This window comes from Mesorhizobium sp. M7A.F.Ca.CA.001.04.2.1 (assembly GCF_003998485.1).
GTDB classification, from domain to species: Bacteria; Pseudomonadota; Alphaproteobacteria; order Rhizobiales; family Rhizobiaceae; genus Mesorhizobium; species Mesorhizobium ciceri.
The window spans coordinates 11,498-27,111 of record NZ_RZQT01000079.1 but is presented as its reverse complement, the minus strand read 5'-3'; the positions used below and the strand labels follow the sequence as shown (position 1 = coordinate 27,111).

Annotated in this window: 14 protein-coding genes; 9 read left to right on the top strand and 5 right to left on the bottom strand. The window is 63.9% G+C overall.

What is annotated here, in order from left to right:
- The 3 genes from EN955_RS22765 to EN955_RS22755 all read right to left on the bottom strand — a co-directional run.
- Positions 1-1,878: helicase-related protein (locus EN955_RS22765; protein WP_206523756.1), on the bottom strand; the 1,878-nt coding region annotated here is incomplete at its 3' end.
- 727 nt (positions 1,879-2,605) lie between these two features.
- Positions 2,606-3,331 (bottom strand): acetoacetyl-CoA reductase, encoded by a 726-nt coding sequence (gene phbB / locus EN955_RS22760; RefSeq protein ID WP_013529183.1) that lies wholly within the window; start codon positions 3,329-3,331, stop codon positions 2,606-2,608.
- A gap of 198 nt (positions 3,332-3,529) precedes the next feature.
- The gene (locus EN955_RS22755) at positions 3,530-4,708 is read right to left on the bottom strand and encodes an acetyl-CoA C-acetyltransferase (RefSeq protein ID WP_024502944.1); all 1,179 of its coding nucleotides are present in this window, start codon (positions 4,706-4,708) and stop codon (positions 3,530-3,532) included.
- Between the two features lie 86 nt (positions 4,709-4,794).
- Between EN955_RS22755 and EN955_RS35905 the strand changes: the two genes are divergently transcribed.
- Complete coding sequence (locus EN955_RS35905) at positions 4,795-4,923, top strand: hypothetical protein (protein WP_255337222.1); 129 nt, start codon at positions 4,795-4,797, stop codon at positions 4,921-4,923.
- A gap of 84 nt (positions 4,924-5,007) precedes the next feature.
- Positions 5,008-5,619, top strand: coding sequence for a polyhydroxyalkanoate synthesis repressor PhaR (phaR, locus tag EN955_RS22750; RefSeq protein ID WP_013529185.1), 612 nt, complete (start codon positions 5,008-5,010; stop codon positions 5,617-5,619).
- 21 nt (positions 5,620-5,640) lie between these two features.
- Here phaR and EN955_RS22745 read toward each other — a convergent pair whose 3' ends face one another.
- Positions 5,641-6,780 (bottom strand): citrate synthase, encoded by a 1,140-nt coding sequence (locus EN955_RS22745; RefSeq protein ID WP_024502945.1) that lies wholly within the window; start codon positions 6,778-6,780, stop codon positions 5,641-5,643.
- Between the two features lie 92 nt (positions 6,781-6,872).
- On the opposite strand from EN955_RS22745, the gene EN955_RS22740 reads away from it, so the two are divergent.
- From EN955_RS22740 to EN955_RS22730, 3 genes are all read left to right on the top strand, one after another.
- Entirely contained in the window at positions 6,873-7,961 is a 1,089-nt protein-coding gene (locus EN955_RS22740; RefSeq protein ID WP_024502946.1) for a citrate synthase/methylcitrate synthase, read from the top strand.
- A 178-nt stretch (positions 7,962-8,139) separates the two neighbouring features.
- Positions 8,140-8,931, top strand: a complete 792-nt coding sequence (locus EN955_RS22735) for a 3-hydroxybutyrate dehydrogenase (RefSeq protein WP_024502947.1) — start codon at positions 8,140-8,142, stop codon at positions 8,929-8,931.
- Positions 8,932-8,980: 49 nt separating this feature from the next.
- The gene (locus EN955_RS22730; protein WP_013529189.1) at positions 8,981-10,111 is read left to right on the top strand and encodes a patatin-like phospholipase family protein; all 1,131 of its coding nucleotides are present in this window, start codon (positions 8,981-8,983) and stop codon (positions 10,109-10,111) included.
- A 33-nt stretch (positions 10,112-10,144) separates the two neighbouring features.
- Here EN955_RS22730 and EN955_RS22725 read toward each other — a convergent pair whose 3' ends face one another.
- Positions 10,145-10,741 carry a TetR/AcrR family transcriptional regulator gene (locus EN955_RS22725; RefSeq protein WP_013529190.1) on the bottom strand — a complete coding sequence of 199 codons (597 nt, stop codon included), beginning with the start codon at positions 10,739-10,741 and terminating at the stop codon, positions 10,145-10,147.
- Between the two features lie 122 nt (positions 10,742-10,863).
- Here EN955_RS22725 and EN955_RS22720 point away from each other — a divergent pair, with 122 nt between their 5' ends.
- From EN955_RS22720 to EN955_RS22705, 4 genes are all read left to right on the top strand, one after another.
- Positions 10,864-11,325: a (2Fe-2S)-binding protein gene (locus EN955_RS22720; protein ID WP_013529191.1), complete on the top strand. Its 462-nt coding sequence runs from the start codon at positions 10,864-10,866 to the stop codon at positions 11,323-11,325.
- Positions 11,326-11,327: 2 nt separating this feature from the next.
- On the top strand, positions 11,328-13,601 hold the full coding sequence (locus EN955_RS22715) for a xanthine dehydrogenase family protein molybdopterin-binding subunit (RefSeq protein ID WP_024502948.1): 2,274 nt from the start codon (positions 11,328-11,330) through the stop codon (positions 13,599-13,601).
- Positions 13,598-14,206, top strand: coding sequence for a hypothetical protein (locus tag EN955_RS22710; RefSeq protein WP_024502949.1), 609 nt, complete (start codon positions 13,598-13,600; stop codon positions 14,204-14,206). The genes EN955_RS22715 and EN955_RS22710 overlap by 4 nt, the downstream gene beginning before the upstream one ends.
- Positions 14,207-14,361: 155 nt before the next feature.
- On the top strand, positions 14,362-15,537 hold the full coding sequence (locus tag EN955_RS22705; protein WP_024502950.1) for an efflux RND transporter periplasmic adaptor subunit: 1,176 nt from the start codon (positions 14,362-14,364) through the stop codon (positions 15,535-15,537).
- The last annotated feature ends 77 nt before the right edge of the window (positions 15,538-15,614 follow it).

Here is a 15,614-nt window from a genome sequence, read left to right as displayed (position 1 = left end):
GACCAGCGGCTTCAGCAGCGACTCGATCTGGAAATTGACGAAACGCTCGGCACGTGCGGCGACCTTGTCGCGCGCCGGGCCGGTCAGTTGTTCGTCGGCCAGCAGCACCAGCCGCGGCTTCAGCGCGTCTTCGCCTGATACAAGCGTGCCGATCGGCGCACCGATCCAGCGCAGCGTGCCATCTGACCCGAGCGCGATATCGCCATTGGCCGAGGCGCCGAAGCGTTCGGCGCGCGCCTCGAACTCGGCGGCCAGCGCCTTCTGGGCAGCGGTGCGCACCGCCTTGGCGTCTTCGCCGCCGGCGGTCTGGTCGGCGGTGAAGCGGAACCCTTGCAGCTCGCCGACATGGTGGCCTTCGACAAGGACGGTTCCGGTAGAACTAATTTCGGCTTCAGGCATGGTATTTTCTCTAAGGCGCCGCATGAGGACGGAAGTCCTGCGGTCTACGAAGCGTTTCGTCAACCGCTCATGCAGCGCATCCGACAATCTGTCTTCGATTTCGCGCGTCTTTTCCTGCCAGTGTGCCTGATCGGCCAGCCAGCCGGGCCGGTTCGACACGAATGTCCAGGTGCGGATCTGGGCAATGCGATGCGAGAGCGTATCAATGTCGCCCTCTGTTGTGTCGGCGCGGCGCACCTGCTCGGCCATGTAATTCTCGTCGACATGGCCGTGGCGTGCGAGGTCCGTGTAGATCGAGGCAATGAGGTCGGCATGCTGGGCCGGCGCGATCCTGCGGTAGTCGGGCAGCGCGCAGGCTTCCCACAGCAGCGCCACGCGCTTGGCATTGGTGGTGAGTGCGCGGATGTCCTCGTCGCGCGACAGATGCTCGAGCGCCTGTGCATCGACGGCAGGCAATGCCCGTGTCAGTCCCTCGACCGGGGCGTTGGTTTCGATCGAGCGCTTCAGCGCGTCGAGGCTGGCAAAGTCGAAATGTGCGGTGCGCCATTGCAGCACCTTCACCGGGTCGAAGTCGTGGCCTTCGATCTTCTTGATCAGATCCTCGTCCAGCGGGTCGACCTGGCCGGTGACACCGAACGTGCCGTCGCGCAGATGCCGGCCGGCGCGGCCGGCGATCTGGCCAAGCTCGGCCGCCGTCAGATTGCGGTACTGGAAGCCGTCGAACTTGCGATTCTGGGCGAAGGCGACGTGGTCGAGATCGAGGTTGAGACCCATGCCGATGGCATCGGTGGCGATGAGGTAGTCGACATCGCCGGACTGGAACAGCGCCACCTGGGCGTTGCGGGTGCGCGGCGAGAGCGCGCCGAGCACGACGGCGGCACCGCCCTGCTGGCGGCGGATCAACTCAGCGATGGCGTAGACCTCGTCGGCGGAAAAGGCGACGATCGCCGTGCGCCGCGGCAGGCGGGTCAGCTTCTTGGAGCCGGCATAGGCAAGATGCGACAGCCTCGGCCGCGTCACCACCGAGACACCCCTCAGCAGGCGCTGCAGGATACTTTGCATGGTGGCGGCGCCCAGCAGCAGCGTTTCCTGGCGGCCGCGCAGGTGCAGGATGCGATCGGTGAAGATGTGGCCGCGCTCGAGGTCGCCGGCGAGCTGCACCTCGTCGATGGCGACGAAGGCGGCGTCGGTCTCGCGCGGCATGGCCTCGACGGTGCAGACCGAATATTTGGCGCCCGGTGGCTGGATCTTTTCCTCGCCGGTAATCAGCGCAACCTTGTGGGCGCCGACCTTTTCGCAGACGCGGGCGTAGACCTCGCGCGCCAGAAGCCTGAGCGGCAGGCCGATGATTCCACTCTCATGCGCCACCATGCGCTCGATGGCGAGATGGGTCTTGCCGGTGTTGGTCGGCCCGAGCACGGCGGTCACGTCGCGGCCCGACAGGATCAGCGGCTCAGTGTGTTTGGGCTGGATGTTCATCAACCTAGAATAAGGCTTCCGGGACCTGGAGATAAGGCTTCTGGCCTCTGGTTGTCGGGAGCGTGCCTCAAATGGGCGCGTATGACAGGCGACACATAGGGATTTCGGGCGCGAAGCGAAAGCGGAATGTTCCGTCGGCGGCCAGAAGGTGGTTCTGTCAAGCTCTCAATCAGATGCGGATTAACGGATAGAACGAGTCTGGAACGAATCGGCGACGAATCAGTGACTCCTGCAGATTCAGCTTTTGTTCACGGCTATATGTGGATTTCGCGACCACGACACGCACCACATGCTGAATCGCTGAACTGGCCCGTTTCGTGCTAAGAGGGCATTGCCATTAACCTTTGCCGATAAACGATCACAATGGCTTGGCGTGCCTCGACCAAGGTTATGAAATTGTTGATCTTTCTTAATCTGCGTTAAGCAATTGGCAGGGGATTCCGGCTGTCGTCGTTAACGTTCAGCTCAAAGCCGGAACGAATCGGCGACGAATCAGTGATGGCGGAATTTTCCCGTTTTGTTCACCTCAATATCTTGTGTTGTGAACAGCTTATCCACCGAGAATCCACAGGCTTGGAAGCTGGTTTCGCACAGGCCGGCCGGGCCGCTGTTAACCTCTGCGTGCCGGATTGGGTCAGCAGCCGTGCTGTCACTTCGAAGGACCATGGCGCCAACGAAAACGGGCCGGCGCGCCGGCCCGTCGATCTCTGCGCCTACATCGCCGTCGTCAGGCGAAATACTGGCCGCCATTGGCCGTGATGGTCGAGCCGGTGATGAAGCCGGCATCTTCGGATGCGAGGAAGACGACGCAGCGCGCGATTTCCTCGGGCTCACCGAGGCGGCCGACAGGAATCTGGGGAATGATGCGCTCGTTGAGCACCTTCTCGTCGATCGCCTTGACCATCTCGGTGGCGATATAGCCGGGACAGATGACGTTGACCGTGATGCCGGCGCGCGCCCCCTCTTGGGCGAGAGCCTTGCTGAAACCGATATCGCCGGCCTTGGCGGCGGAATAGTTGACCTGGCCGGCCTGGCCCTTCTGGCCGTTGATCGAGGAGATGGTGATGATGCGGCCGAACTTGCGGTCGCGCATCCCGCTCCACAGCGGATGCGTCATGTTGAAGACGCCGGACAGGTTGGTGTCGATGACCTCTTTCCACTGCTCGCGCGTGATCTTGTGGAACATGGCGTCGCGGGTGATGCCGGCATTGTTGACCAGCACCGAGACCGGGCCGAGATCGGCCTCGACCTGCTTGATGCCGGCGGCGCAGGCATCATAGTCGGCGACCGACCATTTGTAGACCGGAATGCCGGTCTCAGCCTTGAATTTCGCCGCTGCGGCGTCATTGCCGGCATAGTTCGCCGCAACCGAATAGCCGACGGTCTTCAATGCGATCGAGATCGCCGCGCCGATGCCGCGCGATCCGCCTGTGACGATTGCTACCTTGGTCATGCATTTCCCCTTTTTTGATATCGCCCTGTTGTCGGGCTTGGCAGGCACTGGATACAGAACGGGCGGCTAAAGCGCGTCGCGCTGAGGTAGATTCAGGCGATGCGCTTCAGATGTTTGGTTTTATGCATGTCGGTGTTCCCAAAACCGCTGCGCGCTTTTGGGCGACATGCATGCACGCCGCCCTTTTAGTGACTTTCTTCAGAGTGCTTCGACACACATGGCGACGCCCATGCCGCCGCCGATGCACAGGGTAGCGAGACCCTTCTTGGCGCCGCGCCGGCGCATTTCGAAGACCAGCGTGTTGAAGACGCGAGCGCCGGACGCACCGATCGGATGGCCGATGGCGATGGCGCCGCCATTGACGTTGACGATCGAGGGATCCCAGCCCATGTCCTTGTTGACGGCGCAGGCCTGCGCCGCAAAGGCTTCGTTGGCCTCGACCAGGTCGAGATCGCCGACCGACCAGCCGGCCTTCTCCAAGGCCTTGCGCGAGGCGGGAATGGGTCCGGTGCCCATGATCTGCGGATCGACGCCGGCGGTTGCCCAGGACACGATGCGCGCCAGCGGGGTGATGCCGCGCCTCACCGCTTCCGCTTCGCTCATCAGCAGCGCGCCGGCGGCGCCGTCATTGATGCCGGAGGCGTTGGCGGCGGTTACCGTGCCGTCCTTGTCGAAAGCCGGTTTCAGCTTGGTCATGGCGTCGATCGTGGCGCCGTGGCGGATGTATTCGTCCTGGTCGACGATGGTGTCGCCCTTCTTGCCCTTGATGGTGACGGCGACGATCTCGTCCTTGAACTTGCCGGCCTTCTGCGCGGCCTCGGCCTTGTTTTGCGAGGCGAGCGCGAACTGGTCCTGGTCTTCGCGGGTGATCTGGAACTGACGCGCGACGTTTTCGGCTGTGTTGCCCATGTGGTAACCGTTGAAGGCGTCCCACAGCCCGTCCTTGATCATGGTGTCGATCAGCTTGAAGTCGCCCATCTTGACGCCGGCGCGCAGGTGCTGGGCATGCGTCGAAAGCGACATCGATTCCTGGCCTCCGGCGACGATCACCTTGGCATCGCCGATGGCGATCTGCTGCATGCCGAGCGCGATGGCGCGCAGGCCCGAGCCGCAAACCTGATTGAGGCCCCAGGCGGTGGTTTCCTTGGGCAGGCCGGCATTGATCGATGCCTGGCGGGCCGGGTTCTGGCCTTGCGCGGCGGTCAGCACCTGGCCGAGGATGACCTCGTCGACCTCGCCTGGTTCGACGCCGGCACGCGACAGCAATTCCGTGATGACGACGGCGCCGAGCTCATGCGCCGGGGTGGCGGCGAAAGCGCCGTTGAAGGAGCCGACCGGCGTGCGCGCCGCACTGGCAATGACGATGGAAGCGGACATTTTCTTCTCCAGACTTCAAGGGTGTTGCTCTGTCGTTGGGGACTTTTCTTGCCCTTTCCCAACCCCAAGTCAAACCGGAAATGGGCATGGCGCCCATGCGCCGCAAGCAGGCCATGCCTTGCCATGGCGGCCATTCGTCCATTGCTGCGCAGCATATTTTGCCTGCCATGCAGCATTTAGTGATCCCGCACTGCACAAACTGCTTGGAATTGTGAGGCTTTTGCGCATATCCTCAAAAAAGGCACAATCGTTATCGGCGGCTTACTCAGAGGCGCGCCGGTGTCCCCGGGAGGATGTAGATGGCCGCTAAAGACGATCCGATCATCATCAAGAAATACGCCAATCGCCGCCTCTACAACACCGGCACCAGCACCTATGTGACGCTCGAGGACCTCGCCGAGATGGTCAAGAAGGGCGAGGAGTTCACCGTCCAGGACGCCAAGACCGGCGACGACATCACGCATCCGGTGTTGACCCAGATCATCTTCGAACTGGAGAACAAGGACGGGCAGAACATGCTGCCGATCCCGTTCCTGCGCCAGCTCATCGCTTATTACGGTGACCAGATGCAGATGATCGTCCCGAGCTTCCTCGAACAGTCGATGCTTGCCTTTTCCAAGGAGCAGGAGCGTTTTCGCGAGCAGATGAAGGGGGCGCTCGGCAAGTCGCCGCTCGACATGATGAAGATCACCACGCCGATCAAGGCGCTGGAGGAACAGACACGCCGCAACATGGAAATGTTCCAGAATGCGATGCGGCTGTTCACGCCGTTCCCGCCTGCGGGGTCCACGCCAGCCGCTGCGACGTCGCCCGAGCCGGCCAGGAAGGAAACGCCTGACAAGCCCGACGATCTTCAGGAACTGAAGGACCAGATCGCGGCCATGCAGCGCAAGCTCGACACGATGTCCTGAGCGCCTGGCGTTCTTGCGACCTTACACCAGCACGCCCTCATAGCGGCCGCGCGGCCGGATGACACTTCCGCTTGTTATCTGTTCGACCGTGTGCGCGGCCCAGCCGACGCTGCGTGCGAGCGCGAACAGGCGGAACGGTGCATCGCGCGGCAAGCCTAGGCTGCGCGTCAGCGCGGCCAGCCCAAAGTCGATGTTGGGAAGCGCGCCGGTCGCCGCAAAGGCAGCATCGCGCAGCGACGATAGTGTGCCGTCAACCTCGATCACCGACAGCAGCGCCGCCCCGCGGGGGTCGCCGTCAGGATAGAGCTGATGACCGAACCCCGGCAGCGGCCGGTCATGGCTGAGCCAGCGCCGGATCGTCGCATCGGCGCCATGCCGCGCCGCATCCTCCGCCAGTTGCATCACCGCCTCGCCGGCGCCGCCATGGCGCGGGCCTGACAGCGTCGCGAGCCCTGCCAGCAGGCAAGCGGCCAGCGGCGCGCCGGTCGAGGCTGCGACGCGCGCGGCGAAGGTCGACGCATTCAGTTCATGATCGGCAAGCAGGACAAGCGCACGGCGGATCGCATCGGCGCGGCCGGCATCCACCGACCAGTCCTGCGCAAGCCGCTGATGGACGGGATTTGACCCCGCCGGTGCGCCCAGCGCGGCGGCCAGCACGCCGACCGCGTGCGCGGCATCGGTATGCAGCGAGGCGGCGCTGCGCCCGAGCGACGGGCGCCCCTGGCCGGCAAGCACGGCAAGTTGCGCAAAGGCCGAGGCTCGGCCAGCTTGATGGGGTGCGTCCGGCGACGCTGCTTCGAAAGCCACCGGTTTCGGCAGAGCCCACAGAACGGCGGCGGCTTCTTCCAGTGTGGCGTGCCCGGAGAGCACTGCGGCGTCCTGCCCGCGATAGATGAGCCGACCGTGCGAGACGGTCGAAATCGCCGTTACGATCGAGGGCTCGCCCCAGGCGATGGCGCTTTCGGCGATGACTGACGGGCTGCGGCCGCGCGCCCGGCGGGTCGCCAGTGCGGCGATATCGTCGGCGCGGTACTGGCTGCGGCGCGGATCGGCGCGGTCGGGCCGCATGCCGATGCGCCCACGGCTGACATAGGCGTACAGCGTCTGCGCCCGCACCTTGAGTCTCTCCAGCGCCTCTTCCCGGGACAACCACTCGGACATATCGAGCCCTGATATTGATTCTATTGATCAAGATTGATGGAAACGTTGCCCATCTCTATCTCCGATCCGGAAATGCTTCAAGGAGACAGGCTATGGCGAATGGGCTCGATGATGTGGTGGCGGCGGAAACCGTGCTTTCCGATGTGGATGGTCTTGGCGGCCGTCTGACGATCCGAGGTCATTCGCTGCCGGAACTGGCCGGCCGTTGGAACTATGCCCAGGTGGTTAGGCTGCTGCTGGATGGCTTTTTCAACGACCTTCCCGATGATGCGCAACTGACGCGGGCGCTGGGACAGGCGCGTGCGGACGTGTTCGAACGGCTCTTGCCCTCGCTGCCTTTGCTGGCGCCCCTCGATGTCTACAGCGCCATGCGCGCCGGCATCGCGCAGCTGCCGGATGGCGAGACCTTGACCGACGCCTTGCTGCTGATCGCGGCGCCCGCCGTGCTGACGCCGGCGCTGCTGCGCCTGCGGCGCGGCGAGCAGCCGATCGCGCCGGACAGCCGCACCGATCATGCCGCCGACATGCTGAGGATGCTGAGCGGCCGCGTCGCCTCGCCGGCGCTCACAAAAGCGCTCGACACCTATCTGGTGACCGTCTGCGACCATGGCCTCAACGCATCGACCTTTGCGACGCGCGTGGTCGCCTCCACGCAGGCCGGCCAGACATCCTCTGTGCTGGCCGGGCTTGGCGCGCTCAAAGGGCCGCTGCATGGTGGCGCGCCTGGCCCTGTCATCGAGATGCTGGATGCGATCCAGGCGCATGGCGATGCCGCCGGCTGGCTGCGCAACGAGATCGCGCAGGGCAGGCGCATCATGGGGTTCGGCCATCGCATCTACCGTGTGCGCGATCCGCGCGCCGATGTGCTGAAGGCCGTCGTGCGGCAACTCGGCGGCGAGGGCGAAACCGGTCGCCGGCTGGCCTTTGCGGAGACCGTCGAGCAAACGGCGCTCGAGGTGCTTAGGATCGCAAAGCCGCAGCGTTCGCTGCAGACCAATGTCGAGTTCTACACCGCGCTGGTGCTGCAAGCGGCGGGCTTTCCGCCGCAAGCTTTCAGCAATGTCTTTGCCGCCGGGCGCGTGGCCGGCTGGATCGCGCATGCGCGTGAACAGCAGACGACTGGACGGCTGATCCGACCGCAGTCGCGCTATGTCGGGCCGGTGCCGGACCTGGTCGCCTGAGGTTCTTTCGGCGCCTGGCGAGCGACACCGATCCGATCAGAATCCTCCTGGTGAGCGGCCGTGTGGCCGCCCATGACGAAAATTTCATCTCGTCGAAAAATTCTGGCCGCTGTTATTGCGTCGCATTGAGCATATATGCTGCACTGCAACATAAGATCGCTCTTGCCGCAACCAGAGGATTTCGACCTTGGCCGCCAGAAAAACCGCAGTCATCACCGGCTCCACATCGGGCATTGGCCTGGCCATCGCCCAGGCGTTGGCGGCCGAAGGCCATAATGTCGTCGTCAACTCCTTCTCCGACACGGCTGCCGACCACGCCATCGCTGACGCGATCGCCAGACAGCACAAGGTGAAGACGGCCTATATCAAGGCCGACATGTCGAAGCCGGCCGAATGCCGGGCGCTGATCGCCAAGGCGGCCGAGACATTCGGTTCGGTCGATATTCTCGTCAACAATGCAGGCATCCAGCATGTCGCGCCGGTGGAAGAGTTCCCGATCGAGAAATGGGACGCCATCATTGCCATCAACCTGTCGTCGGCGTTCCACACCATCGCGGCCGCCATCCCGCTGATGAAAAAGGCCGGCGGCGGCCGGATTGTCAACATCGCCTCGGCGCATGGCCTGGTCGCGTCGCCGTTCAAATCGGCCTATGTCTCGGCCAAGCACGGCATCATGGGATTGACCAAAACCGTTGCGCTCGAACTGGCGCGCGAAAAAATCACCTGCAACGCCATCTGCCCCGGCTATGTGCTGACGCCGCTGGTCGAGGCGCAGATCCCCGCCCAGATGAAAGCCCATCAGATGGACCGCGAGACCGTCGTCCGTGAGGTCATGCTGGACAAGCAGCCGACCAAGGAATTTGTCACGGTGGAGCAGATCGCGGCAGCGGCGGTGTTCCTGTGCTCGGACGCGGCAGCGCAGGTCAACGGCACGCATCTCTCGGTCGATGGCGGCTGGACCGCCGCGTGAGGCGCAAAACTCTCTCATCCACCCAAAGGGACAGATCAAGGACGACGCCATGACCAAGAACGGCAAGGCGGAGGAGACGAAGAAGATCAACGTAGCGCTTCAGGGCGGCGGCTCGCACGGGGCCTTTTCCTGGGGTGTGCTCGACCGGCTGCTGGAGGACGGACGGCTGGAGATATCAGCAGTGTCCGGCACCAGCGCCGGCGCCATGAACGCGGTGGCGCTGGCCGACGGATATGTGCGCGGCGGTGTCGAAGGCGCGCGGCAAAAACTTGACGATTTCTGGCGCGCGGTGGCGGCCAAGGGGCGGTTCAGCCCGGTGCAGCGCATGCCGTGGGACGTCGCCTGGGGCAACTGGTCGATCGAGAACACGCCCGGCTATCTCTTCTTCGATACCATGTCGCGGGTGTTCTCGCCCTATGTCGCCAACCCACTCGGCCTCAATCCGCTGCGCGACGTGGTGCAGCAGGAGATCGATTTCGAGAACGTCCGCGCCTGCAAGTCGATGGAACTGTTCATCTCGGCGACCAATGTCGAGACCGGACAGTTGCGCGTCTTTTCCGACGGGGAGATCGACCTCGATACGGTGATGGCCTCGGCCTGCCTGCCGCAATTGTTCCGCGCCGTCGAGATCAAGGGCGTGCCCTATTGGGATGGCGGCTATGGCGGCAATCCGGCGCTTTATCCGTTCTTCAAGACGGCCGCGACCGAGGACGTGCTTCTGGTGCAGATCAATCCGGTGGTGCGCGAGGGAACACCAAGAAGCGCCAACGAGATCCAGAACCGCATCGACGAGATCACCTTCAACGCCGGGCTGCTGCGCGAATTCCGCTCGATTGCCTTCGTCAAGGAGCTGATCGCCGCCGGCCGTCTGCCGCATGGCGAGTATCGCGACATCCGCATGCACCGCATCGATGCCGACGAGGCGTTCAAGGACCTGTCGGCGTCCTCGAAGGTCAACGCCGAATGGGCGTTTCTGACCTACCTCAGAGATCTCGGCCGCACCGCCGCCAGCGACTGGCTGGAAGAGAATTACGACGCCGTCGGCAAGCGACCGACGCTCGATCTCTCCGGCGAACTGGATGACGGCTACAAGCCGGTGCGCGGTCCGGCACCCGGCCGGCGGGTCAAGGAATTTCTTGCGGCCCGCAAGAACCCGGAGGCAGAGCGCCGGCGCGCCTGAGCGACCAATCGATGTGCATCGATTGGTCCGCAATCATGCTTTCAAGGTCAGGTCGATCACCCTGATCAGGGCAGCGGCTGCCTGCCGCTGCCCTTCCGGATCTCTGATCCGCGCCTTCATGCCTTCCAGCCCGTCGAGCAGCATGTCGGCAAGCAGTTGCGCCGACAGGCCCCTGGCCGCCAGATCGACGCCGTTCCTGGCTGCCTCGCCCTCTATCGCGGCGCCGATGTGTTGGCCAAGCCCGCCGCGCCAGCAGCCCACCAGATCGCCAAGGCTCGATTTCATGTCCAGCAATTCGGCGCCGTGCGGCGAGGCAACGACCGCGCTCATCATCGAGATAAAGGCCTCATCGATGGCTCGCATCATGCGCTCGGTGAAAGGGCCGTCGCCGGATAGGGCAAACCTTGCCGCCTCGACCGAGCGCGACAGGATCATCATGGCGATGGCGCGGAAAATGTCGGTCTTGTTCTTGAACAGGAGATAGAGCGCCGGGCGCGACATGTCGGCGGCACGGGCAATGTCGTCCATGGTGGTGCGCGAGAAGCCATAGGCCAAAAACACCTTCATCGCGCCATCCAGAATACGGACGCGTTTGGGATCGGCGGTGGCGGTGTCTTCGATCTGGTTCATAGAGCAATTCTATCCTGCAAAATCCTAATTGACAAAATGACGAAATTTGTCAATCTGTATCGGAGCGAAACGGCCGGGAGGCCGCTTCGCCCTTGGCAGTGGACGACAACAAAGGGTATCCCATGCGCCTCACCGTCGACGGTCAGTCATTCGATATCGACGCCGATCCGGACATGCCGCTGCTGTGGGCACTGCGCGATCTCATTGGCAAGACCGGGCCAAAGTTTGGCTGCGGCATCGCCGCCTGCGGCGCCTGCACTGTGCATGTCGACGGTCAGCCGGTGCGTTCCTGCTCACTCCCAGTTGGGCAGGTCAGCGGCGCTGTCACCACCATTGAAGGCATCGGCACGGCAGGCGGACTGCATCCGGTGCAGCAGGCATGGCTGGAGGAACAGGTCGCGCAATGCGGCTACTGCCAGGCCGGCCAGATCATGAGCGCGGTGGCGCTGCTCGATGAAGTCGCCGACCCAAGCGATGCCGACATCGACAACGCCATGGGCGGCAATCTCTGCCGCTGCGGCACCTATCCCAAAATCCGCTCGGCCATCAAAAAGGCCGCGGCGCTCAAGACGGCGGGGCTCTGACCATGGCCAGGGTCGGAAAGATCGCCCGCCGCACGTTTCTGATTGGCGCTGCCGCTGTCGCTGGCGGCGTTGCCGTCGGCTATTACTACTATCGCAAGCCGTTCCCGAACCCGCTCGAGGCCGAGCTTGGCAAGGGCGAGGCGACGTTCAACCCTTATGTGAAAATCGGCGCCGACAACACCATCACCATCGTCGCGCCGCGCGCCGAGATGGGGCAAGGCATTTCGACGACGCTGGCGGCCATGGTCGCAGAGGAACTCGACGTCGGGCTCGACCGGGTCATGGTCGAGCATGGACCGGCATCCCATGCCTACTACAACGCCGCGATCCTCGAGGAGGGCGGTCCGTTCGCCTTCTTCGATGAAAGCATGACCGCGCAGGCGGTGCGTTCCGGTCTCGGTGTGGTCGGCAAATTCCTTGCCCTGCAGGGCACCGGCGGTTCGGCTTCGACACGCGACGGTTTTGACAAGATGCGGCAAGCGGGTGCCGCTGCCCGGCAGATGCTGGTCGCAGCGGCAGCGCAAAAACTGGGTGTCGCGGCGGCCGATCTGGAAACGGCCGACGGTTCGATCCTGCACAAGGCGTCGGGCAAATCGCTGACCTACGGCGCGGTCGCCGCGGCTGCCGCCGTGATGGCGCCGCCGGCCGAAGTCAGGCTCAAGGACCGGGCCGACTGGAAGCTGCTGGGAAAGCCGCAGAAGCGCATCGACATGCTGGCAAAGCTCACCGGGGCGCCGATCTTCGGCATCGATGTCCGGCTGCCGGAGATGGTCTACGGCACGGTCAAGATGAGCCCGCGCTTCTGGTCGAAGCCGGTCAAGGCGGACCTCTCCAAAGCCGAGAAAATGCCTGGGGTGATCAAGATCGTGCCGCTCGAGACGAATTACGGCCATGGCTTCGGTATCATCGCGAATAATACATGGGCAGCATTCAAGGCGGCCGAGGCGATCGACGCCCAGTGGTCCGATCCCGAATACCCGCTCGGCAGCGCCGCCATTTCAGACGTGCTGAAGCAGGCGCTCGGCACCAAGGGATCGGTGATGCGCGACAATGGCGATGTCGATACCGCCTTTGCCGACGCGCCGCGCGAAAAGATCGTCGAGGCAGACTATGCCGTGCCCTATCTGGCGCATGCGACGATGGAGCCGATGAACGCCACGGCACAGTTCAGGGACGGCGTGCTCGACATCTGGTGCGGCAACCAGGCGCCGACCCTGGTGCGGCAGCTTTGCGCCAACGCGGTCGGCATCGAGCAGGACAAGATCAATGTGCACACCACCTTCATGGGCGGCGGTTTCGGCCGGCGCGTCGAGATGGACTACGCGCTGTGTGCCGCGCTGATGGCGAAGGAGACGGGCGGACGCCCGATCAAGGTGACCTGGACGCGTGAAGAAGACATGCGCCACGACGCCTACCGACCGGCCGCAATAGGCAAGTTCCAGGCGCGGCTCGGTGACGATGGCATGCCGATCGCGGTCGACATGAAGATGGCCTCGCCATCGGTGATCGCCGGTACGCTGCGCCGGCTGTTTCCCTCGATATCGCCGCTCGGTCCCGACAAGACCATTGTCGACGGCGCCTATGACCAGCCCTACACGATCCCGAATTACCGGGTCAGGGGTATCGCGGCGCCGGTCTCCATCCCTGTCGGCTCCTGGCGTTCGGTCGGCAGTTCGGTCAACGGCTTCTTCCATGAGGGCTTCATGGACGAGATCGCGGTCGCCGGAAAAATCGATCCGGTCGAGATGCGCAAGAGACTGATGGCCGCCTATCCCTCGGCGGTGAAGGTGGTCGAGAAAGTCGCCGCGATAGCGAAATGGGGCGAGGCGCTGCCCGCCGGCAAGGCCCAGGGCATGGCCTTCACGCTGTCCTTCGGCAGTTGGGTCGGCGAGATCGTTCAGGTGGCGGACACGCCGGCCGGCATCCGCATCGAGAAGGTGTGGATCGCCGCCGATGTCGGCACCGCGCTCGATCCCGGCATCATCGAGGCGCAGTTGATTTCCGCCGCCATCTACGGCCTTTCGGCAGCGATGGGTCAGGAAATCACCTTCGCCGACGGCATGGTCGAACAGTCGAACTTCCACGATTTCGATGCCATGCGGATCTTCCAGTGCCCGGTCTTCGAAGTCGCCATCCTGGAAAATTTCCACAAGATGGGCGGCGTCGGCGAGATCGGCACACCGCCGGCGGCTCCAGCACTCGCCAACGCCATCTTCGCGCTCACCGGAAAGCGCATCCGCACGCTGCCGCTGTCGAAAACGGTGGCCTTCGCATGAAGAAGCTCCTCATCATGCTGACGCCTGCTGCCATGCTCGTGCTCGCAGCGCCGTTTGCGATTGCGCAAGAGAGCCAGACGCCGGCGCCGGCGACCGTCGACGCGGCGAAAGGCCTGTCCGAATGGGACAAGGTCTATGCGGTGTTCTCGCATCCGCGCTGCGCCGACTGTCATGTCGCGGACGACCGGCCGCGATGGTCGGGCGCGCACTATGGCGGTACGCGCGTTCACGCCTTCAATGTCCAGCGCGGTGCTGACGGGTCGGGCTTCGGCAATCCGGGCCTGCGCTGCACGGCTTGCCATTTCTCCAGCAATTCCAAGGCATTGCACGGGCCGCCCGGGGCCGAGAACTGGCATCTGGCGCCGGCCGAGATGGCCTGGTTCGGCAAATCCTCGGCCGAAATCTGCGCCCAGATCAAGGATCCCCTGCGCAATGGCAACCGCAGCTTGAAGGACATCGCGCTGCATGTTCGCGACGACAGATTGGTCGCCTGGGGCTGGGCGCCGGGGCCGGATCGTGAACCGGCTCCGGACTCTGCCGAAGCGACCTATCAAGCGATCGAAGACTGGGCCGCGGCGGGCGCATCTTGTCCGCCGGGGCAATGATCTTGCAACTTTCACACTATATTGCGGTGCAACTTTGATGTAGAAGCGCGCTTCGCCGATCACGGCAAATTGAACACGGCTTGGCGCGCACCCATATCGGCGACGCGCCCGCGTTATGAGGACGCTGGCCGAACCCGCAGTGGAAAACAACGACGATGCCGAGAATCAGGTTTCACAAGCTTGCAGCCATTGTTGTGCTCATTGGTTTCGCGGCGTGGATGGCGACAGGCGAGTTTTCGTCGGTCGGCAGCGTAGCCGCCAACAAAGCCAAGGCAGCCGAAGCCGAACAGGCCAAGGCGCCGGACGCGGCCAAGCCGAAGACGGCTGAAGCCGAGCCGAAGGCACCGCTGCGCACCGTTGCGGTGGTGACGCCGCCACGCAAGACCTATGCACGCGCCATCCGCATTTCCGGGCTGACCGAAGCCGACAAGCGGGCGGTGCTGGCGACGCGCGTCGCCGGTGTCATCGACAAGCTGCCTGTCAAGCAAGGCGATCACGTCAAGACGGGGGATCTGGTGCTGATGCTTGCGGCGGAAGAAAAGATCTCGATGGTCGACAATGCAAAGCAGTTGGTGGTGCAGCGCCAGGCCGAGTTGGACGCAGCCTTGCGGCTGATGAAGACCGGCAATCTGCCGAAGCTGCAGCTCGACACCGCGCGCTCGAACCTGACCTCGGCGCAGTCGCAACTGGAAACGGCACAGGCCGAACTTGACCGCAACGAGGTGAAGGCGCCCTTCGACGGCGTTATCGACCGGGTGCCGGTGGAACTTGGCAGTTCCATCATGCAGGGCGGCGAGGTGGCAACCATCCTCAAGCTCGATCCGGTGATTGCCCGCGGCGAAGTCAGCGAGCGCGATCTCGGCTACCTGAAACTCGGGGACAAGGCCACCATACGGCTGGTCAGCGGCCAGACTGTCGAAGGCACCGTGCGCTACATCAGCCGCGACGCCTCTTCGGCGACCCGCACCTTCCGCGTCGAGGTTGCCGTCCCCAATGCCGACGGCTCCGTGCCGGCCGGCATGACGGCGGAAATCGCACTCAGCGCGCTGCCGACCGATGCGGTGCTGCTGCCGCGCTCGGTGGTGACGCTCGGCGACAAGGGCGACCTCGGCATCCGTGCCGTCGGCAAGGACAACAAGGTTGCGTTCTTCCCCATCGACCTCGTCGACGACACGCCGACCGGCCTGGTGCTTGGCGGCATCCCTGCCGATGCGCGCATCATCGTTGCCGGCCAGGAACTGGTGAAGGAAGGCGATGAGGTCAAGCTGGTCGAAGCCGACCAGGCAACCATCCAGAAACTGCTGGGCGAAGCGACCGCCGGCACGCAGTAGCATGGGATACGGCGGACAGACCCCGGGCGGGGACACTTGGCTGCGACGCAGCTCGTGAAATTCAAGAACAGGCGTTA

Coding starts and splice junctions, on each gene's coding strand:
- phbB (WP_013529183.1), bottom strand. CDS start 3,331: ATGACCAAGGTAGCAATCGTCACAGGCGGATCGCGCGGCATCGGCGCG.
- EN955_RS22755 (WP_024502944.1), bottom strand. CDS start 4,708: ATGTCCGCTTCCATCGTCATTGCCAGTGCGGCGCGCACGCCGGTCGGC.
- EN955_RS35905 (WP_255337222.1), top strand. CDS start 4,795: ATGGCGCCCATGCGCCGCAAGCAGGCCATGCCTTGCCATGGCGGCCAT.
- phaR (WP_013529185.1), top strand. CDS start 5,008: ATGGCCGCTAAAGACGATCCGATCATCATCAAGAAATACGCCAATCGC.
- EN955_RS22745 (WP_024502945.1), bottom strand. CDS start 6,780: ATGTCCGAGTGGTTGTCCCGGGAAGAGGCGCTGGAGAGACTCAAGGTG.
- EN955_RS22740 (WP_024502946.1), top strand. CDS start 6,873: ATGGCGAATGGGCTCGATGATGTGGTGGCGGCGGAAACCGTGCTTTCC.
- EN955_RS22730 (WP_013529189.1), top strand. CDS start 8,981: ATGACCAAGAACGGCAAGGCGGAGGAGACGAAGAAGATCAACGTAGCG.
- EN955_RS22725 (WP_013529190.1), bottom strand. CDS start 10,741: ATGAACCAGATCGAAGACACCGCCACCGCCGATCCCAAACGCGTCCGT.
- EN955_RS22720 (WP_013529191.1), top strand. CDS start 10,864: ATGCGCCTCACCGTCGACGGTCAGTCATTCGATATCGACGCCGATCCG.
- EN955_RS22715 (WP_024502948.1), top strand. CDS start 11,328: ATGGCCAGGGTCGGAAAGATCGCCCGCCGCACGTTTCTGATTGGCGCT.
- EN955_RS22710 (WP_024502949.1), top strand. CDS start 13,598: ATGAAGAAGCTCCTCATCATGCTGACGCCTGCTGCCATGCTCGTGCTC.
- EN955_RS22705 (WP_024502950.1), top strand. CDS start 14,362: ATGCCGAGAATCAGGTTTCACAAGCTTGCAGCCATTGTTGTGCTCATT.